This is a genomic window from Streptomyces sp. NPDC001027 (genome assembly GCF_040299045.1).
GTDB lineage: Bacteria > Actinomycetota > Actinomycetes > Streptomycetales > Streptomycetaceae > Streptomyces.
Genome location: NZ_JBEPBI010000526.1, coordinates 1 through 2,054 on the forward strand (window position 1 = coordinate 1; position 2,054 = coordinate 2,054).

At 75.4% G+C, this 2,054-nt stretch carries 3 protein-coding genes; all 3 read right to left on the bottom strand.

Annotated features, from left to right (window positions below; translation table 11 throughout):
- On the bottom strand, positions 1 to 1,416 hold a 1,416-nt coding region (locus ABT300_RS43520), incomplete at its 3' end, for an ABC transporter transmembrane domain-containing protein (RefSeq protein ID WP_351688578.1).
- Positions 1,417 to 1,557: 141 nt separating this feature from the next.
- Entirely contained in the window at positions 1,558 to 1,683 is a 126-nt protein-coding gene (locus ABT300_RS43525) for a SapB/AmfS family lanthipeptide (RefSeq protein ID WP_020127262.1), read from the bottom strand.
- Between the two features lie 129 nt (positions 1,684 to 1,812).
- A partial coding sequence (locus tag ABT300_RS43530) for a hypothetical protein (protein ID WP_351688580.1) occupies positions 1,813 to 2,054 on the bottom strand: 242 nt, incomplete at its 5' end.

The following is a 2,054-nucleotide window of genomic DNA, read 5'->3' on the forward strand; positions in this document are numbered from 1 at the left end:
CAGTCGGCGCACGAACCCGTCCGCCTGCGCAGCGCGTGCGGCCGCGTGGACCCGCTCTTCGGGGAGCCGCCCGACGGGGCGCAGGGCGTCCAGGACCGTGGGACCGGTGAGCTCCGGGTCGCAGAAGGCGTAGGAGACGGCGGTCCGCAGGTCGGCCGGACGGACCTCGTCCAGGGGCATGCCGTCGAGTGAGACGACGCCCAGGTCCGGGGCTCTCAGGCCGCCTGCCACTGCTGCGAGCAGGGATGTTCCCGCGCCGGAGCGTCCGACGAGTGCGACGTGCCGCCGTGCGGGCAGGACGAGGTCGAGTCCGTCGAGGATCGCGCCCCTCGGGGTGCGCACGGTGATGCCGCGCAGCTCGACGCGTCCGGGTCCCGGGGGCAGACTGCGCAGGCCCGGCGGCTGTCGGGGGACGGCGAGCACTTCCAGGACCCGCTGGTGTCCGGCGCGGGCACGGGCGAGGTCCAGAAGGCTCTGGGCGGTGCCGAAGCCGCCGAGCCCCAGCGTCGCGTATCCGAGGGCGGCCACGAGGTCGCCGGGATCCAGCGCGCCGGTGGAGAGTTCGTAGCCGGCGACGGCCAGCACGGTGATCTGCGTCGCGGGAGCGAGCAGCCCGGTCGACCAGGCGACACGGCGCTGGCTGTCCCACAGGGCGCGTCCGTGCCGGCCCAGTTCGGGCAGCGGCGCCAGGACCCGCTCGATCTCGCGCTCGACGGTCCCGGCGGCGGCGATGGTGCGGTGGCCGGCCAGGGCGTCCAGCAGCCGGGCGGCGACGGCGGCCTGAGCGCTCTGGTAGCCCTCGCCGCGGCGCACGGTGCGCCGCAGGTGGCGGCGCAGCAGCAGCCAGCCCGCGGGCGCGGTGACCAGGAAGGCGGCGGCGAGTTCCGGGGCGAGGAGTCCCAGGGCGAGCACGGAGCCGGCGGCCATGGCGAGTTGGGCGACGGCGTAGACGGCGGCCTGGGCGCTCAGGCCGGCCTCGCCGGCGCTCGCGGTGAGACGGGCCACGAGGTCCCCGGTCGAGGTCGGTCCGGCATGGTGAGGGCCGAGGTCCATGATGTGGCGCACCAGTGCGGAGCGCAGTCGGGCGGTCGCCTCGGCGGTGGCTCGCGGGCCCGCGTACTGCGCGAGGATCTCGCCCGCTGTGAGCAGACCGAGCACGACGGCGACCGTGAGGAGCTCCTGCCCGGCCCCGGTGGACAGGGCCTCGTCGACGGCTGCGGCGAGAACGGCCGGCAGGACCAGCGCGGCGGCCGAACTCACGGCCACCGCCGAGGCGAGGAGGAGGGGCCACGCCCACGGCCGGGCGCAGTCCGGCGTGGTGCTGCGCGGCATCCGGGCGCTGCGCACGGCGGCGGTCCAGGACGTACGATCGGAGGTCCCGCGCCACTGCGGCCGGTGTCGGCGATCCTCTCCCATGCTGGGCTCCTACGGGCGCTCGTCGTAAGGTCGGCGGGGCGGCACAGAACGCCGGCCCGGGCTGTCCCTCAGCCCGGGCCGGCTCTGTTCAGCGGGTCGGCTCACCCCACCGCGGGGAGGGGGACGTCCCGGGCGGTGCGGTCAGAGGCACAGCAGCGTGCTGACGGTGCTGTTGGTGCAGTTGACCGCCGACAGGGAGCTGAGGACCGACAGGTACTCGGTGGTCTCCTCGGGGGTCTCCAGGGCCTGCAGGCTGAGGATGGACATGGTGATCTCCTGTCACTGTGATGGGTGCTTTCCGGCGATCGCCGGAAACTCTGGGCCGCGACGTCGGATGTCGCGGGGGCCGCGGAGGTGCGCGGCGGGCAGACCGTCGTGGACGGACCGCGGGAGAGGTCAGAGCGCCGGCAGCGGCGTCTGCGTCTGAGGCTGGGGCTGTGTCCGCGTCGGCTTCGGCGTCGTCTGCGTCTGCGTCTGCGTCTGCGTCTGGGGAGCCTCGGGGGGTGCGGGGGCCGCGACCCGGCGTCCGGTCCAGAAGGGCAGGGCGGGGGTGTCGGCGAGAGCCGATCCCAGGGCCAGCAGGACGCCCGCGGACCCGGTGGCGAGGTCCATCGACAGGCGCAGCAACTGCTCGCCGG

Excerpts from the sequence above, each read along its gene's own strand:
- ABT300_RS43525 (WP_020127262.1), bottom strand. The coding sequence starts at position 1,683 with ATGTCCATCCTCAGCCTGCAGGCCCTGGAGACCCCCGAGGAGACCACC.